General features: G+C 34.8%; 18 protein-coding genes. 8 read left to right on the top strand and 10 right to left on the bottom strand.

The window, feature by feature from the left end; all coding sequences use genetic code 11:
- Positions 1–14: 14 nt before the first annotated feature.
- From IL45_RS14470 to IL45_RS14435, 8 genes are read right to left on the bottom strand one after another with little or no spacing between them, the layout of a single operon-like run.
- On the bottom strand, positions 15–1,316 hold the full coding sequence (locus IL45_RS14470; protein WP_036585158.1) for a beta-ketoacyl-[acyl-carrier-protein] synthase family protein: 1,302 nt from the start codon (positions 1,314–1,316) through the stop codon (positions 15–17).
- Positions 1,313–1,768: a 3-hydroxyacyl-ACP dehydratase FabZ family protein gene (locus tag IL45_RS14465; RefSeq protein ID WP_036585153.1), complete on the bottom strand. Its 456-nt coding sequence runs from the start codon at positions 1,766–1,768 to the stop codon at positions 1,313–1,315. The genes IL45_RS14470 and IL45_RS14465 overlap by 4 nt, the downstream gene beginning before the upstream one ends.
- Before the next feature lie 50 nt (positions 1,769–1,818).
- Complete coding sequence (locus IL45_RS14460; protein WP_036585151.1) at positions 1,819–2,601, bottom strand: SDR family oxidoreductase; 783 nt, start codon at positions 2,599–2,601, stop codon at positions 1,819–1,821.
- Entirely contained in the window at positions 2,595–3,644 is a 1,050-nt protein-coding gene (locus IL45_RS14455; protein WP_036585149.1) for a type III polyketide synthase, read from the bottom strand. The genes IL45_RS14460 and IL45_RS14455 overlap by 7 nt, the downstream gene beginning before the upstream one ends.
- The gene (locus IL45_RS14450) at positions 3,628–4,344 is read right to left on the bottom strand and encodes a methyltransferase domain-containing protein (RefSeq protein WP_036585148.1); all 717 of its coding nucleotides are present in this window, start codon (positions 4,342–4,344) and stop codon (positions 3,628–3,630) included. Before IL45_RS14450 ends, IL45_RS14455 begins: the two co-directional genes overlap by 17 nt.
- Entirely contained in the window at positions 4,341–5,456 is a 1,116-nt protein-coding gene (locus IL45_RS14445) for an NAD(P)/FAD-dependent oxidoreductase (protein WP_036585147.1), read from the bottom strand. Before IL45_RS14445 ends, IL45_RS14450 begins: the two co-directional genes overlap by 4 nt.
- Before the next feature lie 45 nt (positions 5,457–5,501).
- Positions 5,502–5,732 (bottom strand): hypothetical protein, encoded by a 231-nt coding sequence (locus IL45_RS14440; protein ID WP_036585146.1) that lies wholly within the window; start codon positions 5,730–5,732, stop codon positions 5,502–5,504.
- Between the two features lie 60 nt (positions 5,733–5,792).
- Complete coding sequence (locus IL45_RS14435) at positions 5,793–7,793, bottom strand: alpha-ketoacid dehydrogenase subunit alpha/beta (protein ID WP_036585145.1); 2,001 nt, start codon at positions 7,791–7,793, stop codon at positions 5,793–5,795.
- Positions 7,794–7,900: 107 nt separating this feature from the next.
- Here IL45_RS14435 and IL45_RS14430 point away from each other — a divergent pair, with 107 nt between their 5' ends.
- The 3 genes from IL45_RS14430 to IL45_RS14420 all read left to right on the top strand — a co-directional run bounded on the left by IL45_RS14430 (position 7,901) and on the right by IL45_RS14420 (position 12,292).
- Positions 7,901–8,851: an isopenicillin N synthase family dioxygenase gene (locus IL45_RS14430; protein ID WP_036585144.1), complete on the top strand. Its 951-nt coding sequence runs from the start codon at positions 7,901–7,903 to the stop codon at positions 8,849–8,851.
- A gap of 32 nt (positions 8,852–8,883) precedes the next feature.
- On the top strand, positions 8,884–9,207 hold the full coding sequence (locus tag IL45_RS14425) for a translation initiation factor (RefSeq protein WP_036585143.1): 324 nt from the start codon (positions 8,884–8,886) through the stop codon (positions 9,205–9,207).
- A gap of 175 nt (positions 9,208–9,382) precedes the next feature.
- Positions 9,383–12,292 (top strand): M16 family metallopeptidase, encoded by a 2,910-nt coding sequence (locus IL45_RS14420; protein ID WP_081866626.1) that lies wholly within the window; start codon positions 9,383–9,385, stop codon positions 12,290–12,292.
- 125 nt (positions 12,293–12,417) lie between these two features.
- Here the strand turns inward: IL45_RS14420 and IL45_RS14415 are convergent, their stop codons facing one another.
- On the bottom strand, positions 12,418–12,600 hold the full coding sequence (locus tag IL45_RS14415; RefSeq protein ID WP_036585142.1) for a hypothetical protein: 183 nt from the start codon (positions 12,598–12,600) through the stop codon (positions 12,418–12,420).
- Positions 12,601–12,800: 200 nt separating this feature from the next.
- Between IL45_RS14415 and fumC the strand changes: the two genes are divergently transcribed.
- The 4 genes from fumC to IL45_RS14395 all read left to right on the top strand — a co-directional run bounded on the left by fumC (position 12,801) and on the right by IL45_RS14395 (position 15,803).
- Positions 12,801–14,195 (top strand): class II fumarate hydratase, encoded by a 1,395-nt coding sequence (gene fumC, locus IL45_RS14410; RefSeq protein ID WP_036585141.1) that lies wholly within the window; start codon positions 12,801–12,803, stop codon positions 14,193–14,195.
- Positions 14,196–14,381: 186 nt separating this feature from the next.
- Entirely contained in the window at positions 14,382–14,888 is a 507-nt protein-coding gene (locus IL45_RS14405; protein WP_036585474.1) for a DUF3124 domain-containing protein, read from the top strand.
- Position 14,889: 1 nt separating this feature from the next.
- A complete protein-coding gene (locus IL45_RS14400; protein WP_036585139.1) occupies positions 14,890–15,495 on the top strand; it encodes a MarC family protein in 606 nt (201 codons plus the stop codon).
- A complete protein-coding gene (locus IL45_RS14395) occupies positions 15,495–15,803 on the top strand; it encodes a DUF6122 family protein (RefSeq protein ID WP_036585137.1) in 309 nt (102 codons plus the stop codon). The genes IL45_RS14400 and IL45_RS14395 overlap by 1 nt, the downstream gene beginning before the upstream one ends.
- A gap of 28 nt (positions 15,804–15,831) precedes the next feature.
- Here the strand turns inward: IL45_RS14395 and IL45_RS14390 are convergent, their stop codons facing one another.
- Positions 15,832–17,067, bottom strand: coding sequence for a glycosyltransferase (locus IL45_RS14390; RefSeq protein ID WP_036585135.1), 1,236 nt, complete (start codon positions 17,065–17,067; stop codon positions 15,832–15,834).
- 257 nt (positions 17,068–17,324) lie between these two features.
- Between IL45_RS14390 and IL45_RS14385 the strand changes: the two genes are divergently transcribed.
- On the top strand, positions 17,325–18,095 hold the full coding sequence (locus IL45_RS14385; RefSeq protein WP_036585133.1) for a ParA family protein: 771 nt from the start codon (positions 17,325–17,327) through the stop codon (positions 18,093–18,095).
- Positions 18,096–18,097 lie beyond the last annotated feature (2 nt).

Here is an 18,097-nt window from a genome sequence, read left to right as displayed (position 1 = left end):
TTATATTCTAGACCTTAGTCATTATTTAATTCATCTTTCCATCGTTTCAATACTACCGCGGCGTTCACATCACCAAAACCAAAACTTGCTTTAATTAAAATATCTATATCTGTTTGAACCACTTTAGTCGGTATTTTCTCAGCTGGATAAATAGCATTAATATCAGAGTGTAATTTTGTTATATTTTGATTAGGAAATATCTCCTGATGTTTTAATTGTAATATAGCACCTACTAATTCAATACTACCAGCTGCAGCAAGACAATGCCCTACTGTTGATTTAAAGCTATTTAAATAAGGGAATTGATTAATCAATTGCAATCCTTCAACCCAGTTACTTACTTCATAACCATCTTTGCCAGTAGCTGTTATATGACCGTTTATGGCGTCTATATCCTTATTAGAAACACCTGATTGCTCGACCGCTTGCTGAATACATTGTTGCACGGCATCACCATTAGGAGCTGTCATACTACCACTACCGCGATGGCCACCAGAATTTAATGAACCACCTAAGACCTCTCCATATATAGTCGCTCCACGTTTTAAAGCACTGTCCAATTCTTCAAGAACCATTGCTCCAGCGCCACTACCAGGCACAAAACCTGCTGCATCATCAGAAAATGGTCGACTAGCTTGTTCTGGATGATTATTATAACCTGTAGGCAATATGCGCATGGCATCAAAACCACCCCAAATATATGGACCAGAATCACTTGTAGAGCCTACAAGCATTTGAGTAGCTTTTCCATAAGCTATGCGCTCATATCCCATTATAAAAGCTTCTGTACCCGTACAACAAGCACTAGAATTGCTTGTGACCATATTCCCAGCTCCTAGTTCACCTGACAACCATGCACTTACACCACTAGTCATAGTTTGGATAACACTGGTACTTCCTAACCTGCGCACACGACCGTCATCTATCAGGTGAATTGCTTCTCTGAATTTTTCACCACCACTTTGGCCAGTTCCCATTATGATTCCAAAATCAGACAATGCACAACCTTTATCAGCTACAGTTAATCCAGCGTCCTTAAAAGCGTCTTTTCCTGCGATAACACCATATACTAATCCGCTTGCCTTTAAACCTCTAAGCTGTAACGGTGTAAAATATTTTGCAATATGTTCTACAGTTAAATGCGGTGTACCAGATACCCGACATCCAAAACTTAGATCTGATAACTGCTGGTCATATGTTAAGCCACTTTTGCCAATTTTCAATGCTTTGTAAAAATCGGAAACATTAATAGCATTAGGAGCTACCACGCCCATACCTGTTATTACAACTCGTTTAAGGATTTGCTTACTCATCATTTTACAGTTTCATCAGACTTTATAATCATACCACTCACCCAACCTTCTGCAATTTTCTTCTCGTTTTCATCCATCATCTTTACTAGACATTTTAATTTTCCAAATCTGAAATATTCCTTTCTAGCACTAACTATAACTGCGGTTCCTGGCTTAACGATTGAATTAAACACTACATGACTTTCATTAAAAATAAAATCTAAAGATTGTGTGTTATTTTTATTTAAATAAGTACCTAGACAAGCTAGTCCGATTTGTGCCATGCATTCAATAAGCATGACTCCTGGAGTTACTGGGTTTTGTAAAAAATGATGCTTGTAGAAATATTCGCTTTCGCGAAAGCGGTAAACACCTATCACATGGTTATCATCCATTTCTAAGATGTGGTCCACAAATTTAAATCCGTCACCATAGGGTAAATTTGCTACTATTTTTTCAAAGGGATCTAAAAGCAATTTGTAAAGTATTAGTTAATATGATTAAATATAATATGTTAAAAATCAAACTACTGTAAAGACTCTCCACCATCAACTTTAATTACATTTCCTGTAATCCATTGGGATTCTTTAAGAGCTAATAAATAAACGACGTTTGCGACATCTTCTGGCTGTGTAAGCCTGTGATTAGGATTACGCTTTAGACTCATCTTTTTAAGAGCTTCATACATAGGTATGCGTTTAAGACTATCTGTATCTGTAACACCAGCCTGTATACAATTACAGGTGATTTGTGATGTAGCAAATTCTATAGCCATACTTCTATTAATCGCCTCAAGAGTTGCCTTTGCGGCACTTACCGCAGCATAGCCCTCCATAGGCTTTAAACTGCCTTCACTAGTGAAACTAATTACTCTTGCAGGAGTTGCAAACATAGATTGTGAATGTAAATTAGAAACCCAACTGTAGAGACTTATTCCCATGGATTGCACCGTTTGTTGAAAATCACCACTAGACAACCTATTATCACCAGTCATAGGCTTTAAATTACCTTTAGAAATACTATGAAGTAAAACACTTAGTTTGTTCTCGTTTAAAAATGGTTTGATTTGAGATAGTGCTTCGATAATTTTATCTTCGCGAGCGGCATCCATATTAAGAGTTAATAATTGATTCCCAAAACTTTTTATCTTTTGAAAATCTGCTTCAATTTTTGCAATTTGTAATCGAGAGGCTCTATAAAGAATGATAAGATTCATTCCATGCTGTGCTAGTTTTAGAGCGCTTGCATACCCTAGACCGCTACTACCGCCTAGAATTATTCCATACTGACCTTCAAATTCTTTTACCATTCTAATAAAATGCGTTGTGCTGTGAAACCTGGACCAAAACTAAGCATCAATCCTCGCTCACCAGTTTGTAGATTTTGAGTCATAAATCGTTCTAATACAAATAGAACGGTCGCACTACTCATATTACCATAAAGTCTCAAAACCTCTTTAGTATCATTAATATCTTTACCTAGTCCTGCAAATAGCTCCTCTACGGTTTGTACAATCTTTTTTCCTCCAGGATGAAATATTAAATGATCAATATCTTCAATAGACAATCCTTGTTTTTCAAGAAACGGATGAATTATCGCAGGAAAATGACTGGCTATCGTTTCTGGTACAGCTTTATCGAGCACCATTTGTAATCCACTATTTACTAAGTCAAAACCCATCATATGCGTTGCATCAGGGAAGTGATACATCTCGTGTGCTTTCATTACAGGTCCATCATCATCATGTGATGATAAAAGTACACATGCGCATCCATCACCAAATATGGCTGCACTTACCATATTTGCCATAGAATAATCCTCTAATTGAAATGTAGCTGTTGGTGCTTCTATCGCTAGAACAGCAGCTTTTTTGCCAGGATTTGCTGTTAAAAATTGTTGTGCATAAATTAAACCAGATACGCCAGCAACACAGCCCATTTCAGTAACGGGTAGTCGATAAATATCAGGCCTCATTCCCATGCTATTAATTAAATATGCATCGATAGAAGGAATCATTATACCCGTACAACTTACCGATATGATATAATCTAAATCAGTTGCTTGCCAGCAGGCTTTATCTAATGCTTTTTGAACAGCCTTCTCGGCTAGTGGTACAACTTCTCTTTTATAGATGGCGTTACGATCCTCAAAAGATGTTTTTGTAAAAACCTCAATAGGATCCATTATAGAGTACCTTTTATCAACTCCAGCACCTTCAAATATCTTGATCGTTTTACGTCTCAATCTATCATCTTGATCTGCAAGCCAGGTTTCAACAAAAGGTAAAATCTCTTTAGTTTCTTTATAATACTTAGGTAGTTGCGTTGCAACCGCTTTAATTTTTACGCTCATAGATAGGTATTAACCATATAAATCGGAATGACCACTTCCATTGTATTAAGTCATTTTTAAAAGGTACCAATTTTGCATATCGTTTAAGATCTGCACGCTTGAAACCACTTGCGATAGAAATTAAGCCATCGTGTTTTGAAATTTCATTTCTTATAAAAATAAGACATACTAGTTGAAATAGTATAAAAGCCGTTCTGCTTCTATGTAAATCATTAATAATTATAGAGTAAGTCGTTATTTCCTTAAATTTCTTTAAAAAATCAATGATTTCTACATCATCAAAATGATGCATTGTTAAAGTACTTATAAGTATATCACATTCAATTTCTGTCGAATCGATTTGTAAAATATCGCTTTCGCGAAAGCGAATATCCTTAAAACCTTCACTCTTTAAATATCCTTTCTTGATTGAATTTGCACTAAAATCTAATCCCAAGAACTGAACTCTAGAATCGTTAATATTAGTGGAAAGATAACGTAACATCTCACCATCACCGCAACCAGCGTCAACAATCGTTATGGTACTCTTATTTATTTTTTTAAGTTCTTTTTGAACAGCTTTTAAGGTAAATTTAAAGCCACCTAGCCATTTATTAACTCTATTAATATCATCAACAGCATTTTGTAAAGTTTGCTCATCAAGATTAGGATCATCCATCCACTCTGGATCAGAGTTTCTTTTATGGTCTACGTAAATCATGGTTGTATCTCTTTACCGTGTGTTTTTTTAATGATTATAGGAAGTAGAAACGGTAAACGCTCTAAGAACCAATAAGATAAAGTTGTTAATTTTTTATGTAATAAAACCTTTTGCAGCCACCTTCCATAAAGCAATCTAGATGAAAATGTTTTTCTCCAGCTTTTAGAGTACTTAATTAACATTTGATCTCTGGTTATTTCATCTTGTAAATACTGAGTCACATACTTAGACGCAATCTGCGCACTGTGAATAGCCATTGCCATACCATTACCGCATAATGGATGAATTAATCCTGCGGTATCACCTATCATTAATAATTTACCTTCTACAGGTTGTTTTTGTTCAAATGAAATCTGAGAGATAGTGATCGGCTTTTCCCATATTGGAACAGCCACTTTAAAGAATTCTTTCAAAGCTTTATTTTGTGTTAACACCTCTTTATTAAAGGCATTAATATCTTTATACTCTTTAAAAGATTCATAATTTACTAAATAGCATAAATTCACATTACCGTTTTCTATCTTAGATAACCCTGCATATCCACCTTTAAAAGCATGTAATTCCACGATATCATTAGACATTTTAAACTTATAATGCATTTTAACGGCGAGCCATGGAGATTTTTTCTGAATAAAAGGTCTTGCTAACTTTTTGTCAAGTAATGATCTTTTACCTGTAGCGATGATGACTTGTCTAGCCGTTAATTTTTGATCAGTAGTAATTACCTCATAATGATTATGATTTAAAGTTATATCTGAAACACGATCGAGAAGAAAATCTGTCTTTTCTTTGGCTTTATTATATAATTCTAAATCTAAAGAATATCTAGATACACCTATGCCTCCTAAAGGTAACGTGGCCGTTTTAATAGATTGCGATCCACGTGTAAATCTAAAATTATTAATAGTAACTTGAGAAAGATCTTTAATATGAATACCTAACGATTTTAAATATGAATCAACCTCCATACTTAAATACTCTCCACACATCTTGTGACGTGGATACGTATCAGGATCAATAACCAGTACTTTAAAATGTTGAGATAGGTGTATAGCGGCCGTTAGTCCGGCAAGACCACCACCAGCAATAATGACATCATAGTTCTTCTTCACCTGTTAAAGGTAAGAACTTTCATATCATTTAAGAATTAAATCTAATTAATTGGAATTAGATTTTTCTGCTTCTTTTCTCTTGTTGCGCTTATAGTTGTATTTTAATAGTAAATACAATCCTAGAAGCGATGCAAAGAGACATAGTAAGATTTTGCCTGTAATACCTAATGATCCATCACTAGGACCAAAAGTTACCAAGAAGGTGAATAAAACAGTAAGAATCCACAACGCATAACGAAAGTTGTGTAATTCATTAAGAATACCTAATAATTTCATTTTTACTTTTATGTAGTTATTCAGGGGAAACCAAATTTATTAATTCCTACAAATAAAAGCTTAATAATCTAACAATTCTTTTACACAAATTTTAAGTCTACTTGTTGGTAAGTAGTTATTTTCCAATCCTTTTTCAAAAGGTATAGGCGTATCTAGGCTTCCTACTCTTCTTATGGGAGCGTCTAAATACTCAAAACATTCTTCACCTATAAAACCAGCAATATCAGCTGCTACACTACCGGTAAGATTATCTTCGGTTAAGATAATTACCTTACCTGTTTTACGTACAGATCCTTTAATAGACTCTGTATCGAGAGGTGCTAATGTTCTTAAATCTATAAGATCGATATCAAAATGCATTTCATCGATTAATTGCTTTGCCCAGTGAACACCAGCACCATAAGTAATTATCGATAGGTCATTTCCATGATTAATTGTAGCTGCTTTCCCTAAAGGCAGATTATAATACCCATGAGGAACATCTCCATAAACACTACGATATAAAGCCTTATGCTCAAAGAATAAAACTGGATTAGGATTTTCTATCGAAGCTGTTAGTAGTCCTTTTGCATCGGCAGGAAAAGCAGGATAAACTATCTTAAGACCAGGAATGGTATAAAACCAAGCTTCATTAGTTTGTGAGTGAAATGGTCCTGCTCCTACACCAGCACCGCAGGGCATTCTTACTACAATATCGGCTTTTTGATTCCATCTATAATATGATTTTGCTAGATAATTAACTATTGGATTAAAGCCACTACTTACAAAATCGGCAAACTGCATTTCAACAACGGCTTTCATACCAGCGATACTTAATCCCATCGCAGCTTCTACAATAGCACTCTCACAAATTGGTGTATTACGAACTCGTTCCCGACCAAATTTTTCTACAAAACCGTCAGTAATTTTAAAAACACCACCATATTCTGCGATATCTTGTCCCATGATTACTAAATTATCATAACGATTCATAGATTCTTCAAGTCCATCTTTAATGGCGTCTACTAATCTTATGTTGGTGTTTTCACCACTAGGCTCAACTGGAACATATTCATGTGGCGCAAAGACGTCTGCTAGTTCTTGTTGTGGTGTGGATTGAGGTAACGCTTTCGCGAAAGCGGTTTCTAAACCTGCATTAATATCATTTTTAATCGCATTTCTCCAATCTTCAATCTGATCGCTTGTAATAGTGTTTTCATCTATAAGATACTGCTCAAAACGAGTTAATGGATCGCGCTGTTCCCAGTATTGCATCAGTTCATCAGGAACATACTTGGTTCCACTTGCCTCTTCGTGTCCTCGACGTCTAAAGGTTTTGAACTCCACAAGCACTGGTTTTGGATTTTCTCTAATATCATTTAAGATTGATGATATTTTTGTATAAACTTCAACAATATTATTACCATCAATAATATGTGATTCCATACCATAACCTATTGCACGGTCTGCAAGATTCTCGCAATTGTATTGTTCACTTGTGGGCGTGCTTAATCCATAACCATTGTTTTCAATACAAAATAAAACAGGCAAACTCCATACGCTAGCAACGTTAAGAGCTTCGTGAAAATCGCCCTCACTGGTACCACCTTCACCCGTAAATACAGCCGTTGCAAGCCCAGTATTTTTTAATTTTTGAGCAAGTGCAATCCCATCTGCGACACCTAATTGTGGTCCCAGATGAGAAATCATACCGACGATATTATAATCTTGGGTACCAAAGTGAAAACTGCGATCTCTTCCTTTAGTAAAACCATCTTCTTTACCTTGCCATTGTGCAAACAACTTCCATAATGGAATATCACGAGTTGTAAAAACTCCTAGATTGCGATGCATGGGTAAAATGTACTCGCTCTTTTGCATAGCCATGGTTACACCTATCGCGATAGCTTCCTGTCCTATTCCCGAAAACCATTTTGAAATTCTTCCCTGACGCAATAGAATAAGCATCTTTTCCTCAATTAATCGAGGTAACAACATTCTCTTGTACAAATTTATTAATGTATCTGTATCAAGATTATTCTTATATAATTCTGTAAGTTTAAGAGGACTAGTTTCTGTCATGATGTTTTGCTGTATCCCAAATGTAGTATAATCAACGATTATACCTAGAAAAGCTATTAAAATGTGTGAGGCATTTACTAACTTTGTTATCAACACAATTTTTTATCATGAATAATATTCCAAGCGTTGATCTAGCAGACTTCCTGAGCGATGACCCTAGTAGAAAACAAAAATTTATAAATGAAATAGGTAAAGCTTATGAAGATATAGGTTTTGTAGCTCTCAAGAATCACTTTTTATCTGATCAATTAGTTGAGAATCTATATAATGAAGTTGAGAAATTTTTTAAACTTCCCGTAGAGACCAAAAAAGGATATGAACGTCCAGAAATAGGTGGACAACGTGGTTATGTATCTTTTGGTAAAGAACATGCAAAAGGCAAAAAAGAAGGTGATTTAAAGGAGTTTTGGCATTTTGGCCAAGAGGTTGCGCCGGATGCTAATATTGAAGAAGACTATCCTGAAAATGTAATCGTTAAGGAATTACCTGATTTTAATAAAACAGGTATGGAAGCGTATCGAATGTTAGAAAAAACAGGGATTTACGTTTTAAGAGCTCTTGCTTTACATATTGGTATTGATGAGCACTACTTTGATCATTGGGCTAGTAATGGTAATTCTATTTTGAGACCTATACATTATCCACCTATCACTAGTGAACCGGATAACGCTGTGCGCGCTGGTGCTCATGGTGATATTAACTTAATTACGTTACTAATGGGTGCAAGCGCCCCAGGTTTACAAGTTCAGAATCGTCAAGGCGAATGGCTAGACGCTATCGCGCAAGAAGATGAACTAGTTATTAATGTAGGTGATATGTTGCAACGTCATACTAACAATAAATTGAAATCAACAATTCATAGAGTCGTAAATCCGCCACGTGAATTATGGCACACTAGCCGCTACTCTATTCCGTTCTTTTTACATCCTCGTAGTGATATGAAATTGGATTGTCTAGAAGAATGTGTTGATGAGAATAATCCAAAACAACATGATGATATTACTGCTGGAGATTTCTTACATCAACGATTAGTTGAAATAGGATTAATAAAGAAGTAAACTGTTTAAATTATCAGATAAAAAATAAAATTTTGGACTTAAGCGATCAATTAAAAAATTTATTCCCTGAACATCAATTTAAGGAAGAAGTACAACCTGAAAAAAGTAATGTGTGGTTACAAGAGGATCCTTTGCAATGTAAGTTTGAAAAACGTAAAGGAAAAGTAAACACGGTTATAGCTGGTTATACGGGTGCTACTTCGGATTTTAAAATTCTTGCTAAAGAGATTAAAACCATGCTAGGTGTAGGTGGTAGTTTTAAAAATGACGAAATCATCATTCAAGGTGATTATCGAGATCGTATTATGGATTTCTTAAAAGAAAAAGGTTTTAAGGTCAAACGCGTCGGTGGTTAAACCATTAAACCTTACTAATAATAAAAAAGCGCTCTTATTTTAACATAAGAGCGCTTTTTTATGTGAATTATTCATTAAATACTATTCCTACAAAATATTCGTTGTTTAAATTCATGACCTGAAACTTAACTATTCAGATTATTAACCAAACTATTGAGTAACTAAATCAATCATTATGAAAAAACACTATCTAAGTCTGTTAGGAATAGCAGCTTTATTAGTTGTGGCATGCGGTAGTCCTAAATCAACTACAGCAAATAAAACCACTACTACAACCACAACAATTACTGCTACCAGTACCACGACTAGTGCAGCTCAAGCTGCATTGACTGCAGTTGGTATTGACTTAAATGCAAAAATTCCGTTAGACCCTACCGTAAAAACAGGAGTACTTTCAAATGGTCTTACATACTATATCCAAAATAATGGTAAACCAGAAGATAAAGTAGAACTACGACTTGCGATAAACGCAGGTTCTATTCTTGAAGATGATGACCAGCAAGGACTAGCTCACATGATGGAGCATATGAATTTTAATGGAACGACTAACTTCCAGAAAAATGAGCTAGTAGATTACCTTCAAGGAATAGGTGTCAAATTTGGTGCAGATTTAAATGCATACACCAGTTTTGATGAGACTGTATACATTCTTCCTATACCTAGTGATGATCCAGAAAAATTAGACAATGGCTTTACAATTCTTTCTGATTGGGCAGGTGGAGCGTTGTTAGAAACTGAGGCTATTAATGACGAACGTGGAGTAATTTTAGAAGAATCTAGAACTGGTAAAGGTGCCAATGATAGAATGAATAAAGTTACTTTTCCGGTCATCTTTGCGAATTCTAAATATGCAGAGCGTCTTCCTATAGGAAAAGATGAAATCATAGCAAATTTTGATCCTGACGCAATCAGACGGTTCCAAAAAGACTGGTACAGACCAGACTTAATGGCTGTTATTGCTGTTGGTGATTTAGACGTTGCAACACTTGAAGCTAAAATTAAAGAACATTTTGGGGATATTCCAGCAGCTGAAAACCCAAGAAAACGAGAAGAATTTGGTTTACCTAATCATGAAGAAACTCTTATCGCAATAGCACAAGATCCTGAGGCAAGTTTTGCTCAGGTAAGAATTCAATATAAGGATTCAAAGAAGGCTGAACCTACCACAACGGTTTCAGATTTAAGAGATGATTTAGTAAATGGATTATTCTCTCAAATGATGAATAATCGTTTACAAGAACTGACCACAAAGCCTAATCCGCCATTTATATTTGGATCTTCTAGTTATGGTGGCACTGGTATACGAGGTAAGAATTCCTATTCTTCTTTTGCAGGAACATCACCAGATGGTCAATTAACCGCTTTGAAGACTTTATTAGAAGAAAATCAAAGAGTAAAGTTATATGGTTTTCAGGCTAGTGAATTTGAGAGAGCTAAAACTAGTTATAAGTCATTTTATAAAACATTCTATAAGGATAGAGACAAAAGAGAAAGTGGTCGTATTGTAGGAGCTTATGTAAATCATTTCTTAGTCGGTGATATGGTACCAAGCGTTGAGTATAGTTATGAAATGGCTATGAAATTAATGCCTACTATTACTATAGAAGAGATTAATGCAAAAATGGCAGACTATATACATGATGACAATCGTAGTATTGTTTTTACGGGACCAGAAACAGAAAACAAGCCTACAGAAGCTGATATCTTAAAAATCCTGAATGATGTAGCAAATAGTAAGATCGATAATTATCAAGATACTGAGGTACGTGAAAATTTAATTGAAAAATTACCTACTGCAGGTGCTATTGCCAAAACCACAAAAAATGATAAGCTAGGTACAACAACTTATACATTAAGTAATGGAGCAACTATAACAACTAAAAAAACAGACTTTAAGAACGACGAGATTCTAATGACTGCTTATTCTTATGGCGGGACTAGTTTGTTCTCTGATGCAGAATATAAAGCGGTGAGTCAAGCAATGGGCGGCGTTACTCAAGGTGGAGTTGCTGGAATGAATCAAACAGATATGGGTAAATATATGTCTGGGAAATTAGTCAGAGTAAGCCCACGAGTAGGATCGATAAGCGAGAATTTTAATGGTAGCTCAACACCAGACGATCTTGAAACAATGTTTCAGTTGATTCACCTTTATTTTACAGATATTAATAAAGATGATGAAGCTTATCAATCATACATTGATAAACAAAAATCCTTTTTGGGTAGTTATTTATCAAGACCAGAAAGCTACTTCAGTAATGAGGTAAATAAATATAGATTCGAGTCTAGTCCTAGATATACAGGCTTCCCTACTCCAGAGATGATGGATGCTGCAGATTATGATAAGGCATATGAACTTTTTAAAGAACGTTTTTCAGATGCTGGAGATTTTAATTTCTACCTAGTTGGTAATATAGATGATGCACAAATTCAAGAATTTGCAAAAACCTATATTGCTAGTCTTCCAAGTTCTGGTAAAAAAGAAATGTATAAGATGAACGAATGGAGAGAAGATACTTCTAAACCACGTAAGAAGATTGTAAAGAAAGGACTTGAAGAAAAAAGTACTGTGCAAATTGTGTGGACTGGTGAAGCAAATTCTTATAGCGCTAAAGAAAACATGGCTCTAGATGCTCTAGGAGAAATTGCTACAATTAAAATCATCGAGACGCTACGTGAGCAAGAAGGTGGTATCTACGGTGGTGGCGCTAGAGGTTCTTTAAGTAAGATTACATATCCACGTTATAACTTCAGCATTTCTTTTCCTTGTGGACCAGATAACGTAGATAAACTAGTTGCTGCGGCTCTTAATGAACTAGAGATGATTAAGAATGATGGCCCTACAGATAAGGATATGAATAAAGTGAAAGAAGCCTATTTATTAGAGTATAAAGAGAATCTTGAAAGTAATAGATTCTGGTTAAACTCTTTATACAGCGCTGACTATGAGCAAAAAGATCCAAATAAAATACTTGACTTTGAAGCATCAGTTGCTAATTTAACAAAGGCAGATGTTCAAGCCGCTGCTAAAAAGTATATAGATGAAAATTACCTACTAGCGGTACTTTTACCTGAAGACAAATAATAAATAGTATTACAACTAAATTAAAAAGGTGCTATAACAATAGCACCTTTTTTTATTCTATTTAATCCACAAAAAAACCGTCCAGATATACTCTAGACGGTTTTTACTATATGATAATCAGGTAATTAAGCGTTACCTGTTTCCTGCGCGTTTTTCTTAGCTTCTCTTTTCATTTTCATTTTCTCCATTAACGAACCTGTAATCCAATATGGAATTACAAATGCTGTTAAGAAAATCATTAACCAGAATCCAATGGTTAATATTCCTAAAAATGCTAAAAATCCTAAGTATTGATCAAATTCAAACATCGTAATTGTATTTGCTGCAAAGATAAAAGCTTTCCGTAAAAAAATGAAACGATTTCTATGATTTATTAACAGGTTATTGTTAGTAAGGTGTTGATGGCATTACGCTTTCGCGAAAGCGTTAAAAAAAACAAGCCTAAAGCCTTCTAAAATTGATTCATTATAAGAATTACACCTATTATATTTGTGAAAAATATGAAATCATGGTATATCGTATAGAAAAAGATACAATGGGACCTGTTGAGGTTCCTGCAGATAAATTATGGGGCGCGCAAACACAGCGTTCTAGAGACAACTTTAAAATAGGTGCCGCTGGTAGCATGCCGCTAGAAATCGTTTATGGATTTGCTTATCTTAAAAAAGCAGCAGCCTACACCAACAGCGAACTAGGTGTTCTTGCGGAAGAAAAAAGGGATCTTATCGCACAGGTTTGTGATGAAATTCTTGCTGGAAAGCATGATGACCAATTTCCTCTTGTAATATGGCAAACGGGATCTGGTACACAATCTAATATGAATGTGAATGAGGTCATTGCAAACCGTGCGCACCAAATCGCTGGCAAAACAATAGGTGAAGGCGAGAAAACCATACAACCTAATGATGATGTAAACAAGTCTCAGTCCTCAAATGACACCTTCCCTACTGGAATGCACATTGCATGTTATAAAAAGATTGTAGAAAACACCATTCCTGGAGTAGAACAATTGCGCAATACGCTGCATGCTAAAGCGGTTGCTTTTAAAGACATCGTTAAAATAGGTCGTACTCATTTAATGGATGCTACACCTTTAACTATAGGACAAGAGTTTTCTGGTTATGTATCGCAACTAGATCATGGAATGATTGCTCTTAAAAACACACTAGCTCATTTAAGTGAACTTGCGTTAGGTGGAACAGCTGTAGGTACCGGTTTAAATACTCCTGCAGGATATGATGTAAAGGTTGCTGAGTACATCGCACAGTTTACCGGTTTACCTTTTATCACTGCTGGTAATAAATTTGAAGCTCTTGCTGCACATGATGCCCTAGTAGAAACACACGGTGCATTAAAGCAAATAGCAGTATCTCTTAATAAAATTGCACACGACATAAGAATGCTGGCTAGTGGTCCACGTTCTGGAATAGGAGAATTAATTATTCCAGCAAATGAGCCTGGTAGTTCTATCATGCCAGGAAAAGTAAACCCTACACAAGCCGAAGCTATTACAATGGTTTGTGCACGTGTTATGGGTAACGATACTACTGTAACTGTAGGTGGTATGCAAGGTCATTTTGAACTTAATGTTTTTAAACCAGTAATGGCGGCAGCAGTTCTAGAAAGCGCACAGTTAATAGGAGATTCTTGTAGAAGTTTTGAAGAGAATTGTGCCGCAGGAATAGAACCTAATCATGATAAGATTAAATCATTATTGGACAATTCATTAATGCTTGTAACGGCTTTAAATACGAAAATAGGATATTATAAAGCTGCGGAAATTGCCAACAAAGCACATGAAGAAGGTTCTACATTAAAAGAAGCTGCGCTTGCATTAGGCTATGTAACTTCTGAAGAATTTGATGCTTGGGTTAAACCAGAAGATATGGTAGGACATAAATAAAGTTCTCATAATCATAACATTAAAAAGCCACTTTTCAACAGTGGCTTTTTTTTATAAAACATATTTTCTTAGCTTTTATTTAAAAGAATTCTCAATAAAAAATGGGTTCTTTGTTTAACCATAACGTGATTATAAAAAACACTGATAAACAAATTGTTATATTAGTATCAATCAGTAAATGAAATGATGAAGAGATATTTTTCCATTGTATTAGTGATTCTACTTTTTAGCTGTGAAGAGAAAGTGGAAATGAGTTCTATTAATCCAGAAAACTGGAAGAAAAGAAGTGTATCCATAGAACAAAAAGATTCTTTAGAGTATGGGAAATCATATCTTTCTATTTACTCTCAGATTTATAGTATATCAGAAAGCCGTACACAAAATCTAACCGGAATGGTAAGCTTGAGAAATACAAGTGATTTAGATACCATTTATTTATTAAAAGCAGAGTATTATGATACACACGGTAAGTCTGTTAGAACATACTTTGACTACCCTATTTATTTAGCTCCACTAGAAACTACTGAGATTATTATTGATGAAAAAGACATATCTGGTGGTACTGGTTCTAATTTCATATTTGAATGGCAAAAGCCTCACGACTCTCCTGAACCTATATTTGAAGCAGTAATGACTTCTATTCTAGGTCAACAAGGTTTATCCTTTACAACTCAATCCAAAAGAATTAAATAACATGGCCGAAATTTTAACCGCTATATTTTTCTTATTTGCAGTAATAGATCCTATAGGTACTGTACCTGTATATCTAGAAGCTACTAAAGAATTTGACAAACTTCATAAGCGCAAAGTGGCCATAAGAGCGTCTGTTGTAGCATTTTTGATATTGTTATTTTTTATAGTAATAGGTCAAATCATTCTAGAAGGAATGGAAATAACGCTAGATGCTTTTCAAATATCTGGTGGTGTTATTTTATTTTTATTTGCTCTTACGATGATATTTGGTGGTGGAAAACCTGAAGATGAAAAAAGTCATATCTCTGACTATAAACATGTTACCATTTTTCCGGTTGCGATTCCGTCCATTGCCTCACCAGGTGCAATTCTAGCAGTTGTACTTCTTACTGATAATCATATCTATTCTATAGAGCAACAAGCGTTTACTACTCTATTGGTACTTTTAGTAATAGGTATAACGTGCGTCACTTTATTACTTGCAAATAATATTCAAAAAGCAATAGGTAGTTATGGTATTACCGTAATTAGTAAAGTTATGGGATTAATTCTAGCTGCTTATGCTGTACAAAGTATATTATCTGGTATTGCAGACTATTTTAAGTAATGCAAACATTTATACATTACTTTTTACATTTTGTAGCACCATTAGGGATAGCCCTATTATTCTTTAATAAAGATTGGAAAACTGCGTATATATTATTTCTGTTGACTATGCTAGTAGATTTAGATCATCTACTCGCCTCTCCTATTTTTCAAGCTAACCGCTGTAGTATTCATTTTCATCCATTACATACCTATTATGCAATGATAGTTTATGCATTAATGCTATTCTTTAAAAAACCAATTCGTATTTTAGGTATTGGATTGCTGTTCCACATGTTGACTGACTATGTGGATTGTTTGATGATGTAGATGGATTACCAAAATAATTAATACTAACTTATCTCTTATTCTTCTCCTCGATCCACTGACTGAAATATTTAGTGCTATTAAATGCTTGTTGTTGCAGCAATTGTCCCATAAAATTTTGCAAACGATGATGTTCTAGATTTATCATCACATCATTAATTCTAGAGATAAATTTATCTTTAAATAATTTTATTTCAAACCTTTTGCGAAGTGTTTGAAAACCTAGCTCTTGTTGTTCCTTCCATAAGTTTTCGTGAGAATATAACTCTATGGCTTGTTGAGCAAAATCTGCTGGAGTTTGATTTAAGCTTGACGTTGTTGTTGAATAGATACCTTCCATCGCTATAGGTGTTCCCACAAATGGAGTTCCGGTTTCCATGGCTGTAAACAGTTTTCCTTTCAATCCTGCACCGAACCTGATAGGAGCCAGTACTACTCTACTGTTCTCTATTACCTCGTTTGCTTCTATCGCTCTACCTTTAATGTAAAATCCTTGTTTCTCATTATGTAGTTGAGAAACTTTTGGACTCTCATAAGCACCGTAAACATGCATTTCTGCTTTGGGAAGTTCCTTTCTAATTAAGGGCCATATTTTGGTCTTTAAGTAAAGAACAGCATCATAATTAGGCTTATGAATAAAATTACCAATGGTAGAAAAATGACTGCGCTCTTGAAAGCTTTTAAAATTGGTTGATTTTAAGTTTTTTAGTGTTCCCGAACCAACTAAGAATGGTAAATAATGTAATAATTCTCTAGGTATACGGAATTGATTTTGAAGTAATTCCATTTCATATTCAGAAATAATCAAACTTACATCACAACGATACAGACTAGCTATCTCACGCATAGCCTGCTCGCTATGCAAGTGTTTTAAACTTACCTCTTCGTTATTTTTAAGAGCTACTTCCCTAGCCTTTCTTAAAAAATGTAAATCTTCTGTATCAAGGATATTGATACTGTTAGGGCAGCTTTCGCGGAAGCGCCATCCAAACTGCTCTTCAATCATAAAACGATCATACATGACCGCATTGAATTGTTCTTCTTTAACCCAATCATTAAAGCTATGATTGTTCAATAAAATAGCCTTTTCTTCAACTTCAATACTGGCAAGTTGAAAGCTATAATCACTACGTGATGCTGCACTGGCAAAGGTTATTGCAAAACCAGCATCTTTAAACAATTTTATTAATTGCAACATGCGCGTTCCCGCAGCTGTGCTTTGAGGTTCTGGCCAAGTATGACCTATGATTAAGAGTTTATTTTTCACCAGTCAAAGGTAAGAAAATGAAGAAGGCTTTTATTTTTCAAAATGATTTCACCTACTTAAAGGCTTAAAATTAAGAGCTTAAATAAGTTGAGTAATTCTAAGAATAAAGATTCATATAAGTCATTTTTTAAGAACTACCATTCTCATGTTCAATATGATGAAATACAACTCATGGATATCGTTAATAAAGTATATGGTAAAGCACTTTTTTTAAGTTGTAAATTTTTACCTTAGCAGCTTAAATTGATTCGTTTTAAATGGGTAAAATAATAGCAATTGCTAACCAAAAAGGTGGTGTAGGTAAAACAACTACAGCGGTAAATCTAGCGGCATCACTAGGTGTACTAGAGAAAAAAGTACTTCTTATTGATGCAGATCCGCAAGCAAACGCTACGTCGGGTTTAGGTATTGATGTTGAAACTGTAGAGAATGGTACTTATCAATTGCTAGAACATACTGTTCCTGCTCTAGAATTAGTTATTAAGACCGATTCTCCTAACTTAGATATTATCCCTGCTCATATAGATTTAGTAGCCATTGAGATAGAGCTAGTTGATAAGGATCAACGTGAGTATATGATGCGCGAGGCTGTAGTGCCTCTGAAAGAAGTTTATGATTATATTATTATCGACTGTGCTCCATCATTGGGCCTTTTAACTCTTAATGCACTTACTGCTAGTGATTCTGTATTAATACCTATACAATGTGAGTACTTTGCACTTGAAGGTTTAGGTAAGTTATTGAATACGGTAAAGAGTATTCAAAAAATTCATAATGATCAATTAGATATTGAAGGTTTATTACTTACGATGTATGATAGTCGTTTAAGACTTTCTAATCAAGTTGTAGAAGAAGTTAATAAGCACTTTAAAGCCTTAACGTTTAAGACAATTATACAACGCAATGTGCGTTTAAGTGAAGCACCATCATATGGTGAAAGTATTATCAATTATGATGCTGCTAGTAAAGGTTCTGAAAATTACCTGAGTCTAGCTAATGAATTGATTCAAAAAAATGCCTCTAATTAATT

It is taken from the genome of Nonlabens ulvanivorans (genome assembly GCF_000732625.1).
GTDB lineage: Bacteria > Bacteroidota > Bacteroidia > Flavobacteriales > Flavobacteriaceae > Nonlabens > Nonlabens ulvanivorans.
This window is presented reverse-complemented; position numbering and strand designations above follow the sequence as displayed.